Below are 456 nucleotides of genomic sequence, written 5' to 3' on the forward strand. Positions count from 1 at the left end.
CCGGCAGGCAGCGCTTGCCTCGCTTTTCGGGTTCATCTCGTCCTCCTGTTCCTTCGCCGCCCTTGCCGCCTCACGCTCCGTGCTGGTGAAGGGAGCGCACCCGGCCAATGCCATCGCCTTCCTGATCGCCTCGACCAACCTCGTGATCGAGCTTGGGGCCGTGCTCGGGGTGCTGGTTGGCTGGCGCTTCACGCTGGGCAACATCCTCCTCGGATTGCTGATGGTGCTCTACGCCTATCTGCTCACGCGAATCTGGCTTCCCGGAAACTTGGCAGAGAAGGCGCGCGAGCATGCGGAGCGCGCCCAGGAGGCCGAGGGAATGGCAATGGAGCACGGCATGAAGGGCAACTGGCGCGACAAGCTGCTCTCCCGCGAAGGCTGGAGCAACATCGCCCATGCCTTTGTCATGGAATGGAAGATGGTCTGGAAGGAGATCCTGTTTGGCTTCACGGTCGC

General features: G+C 63.2%; 1 protein-coding gene. It reads left to right on the forward strand.

From position 1 onward, the window contains the following. The coding region (locus E0493_RS22975) for a permease (RefSeq protein ID WP_202397311.1) at positions 1-456 on the forward strand (456 nt) is incomplete at both ends.

It is taken from the genome of Teichococcus coralli (assembly GCF_009829925.1).
Classification (GTDB): domain Bacteria; phylum Pseudomonadota; class Alphaproteobacteria; order Acetobacterales; family Acetobacteraceae; genus Pseudoroseomonas; species Pseudoroseomonas coralli.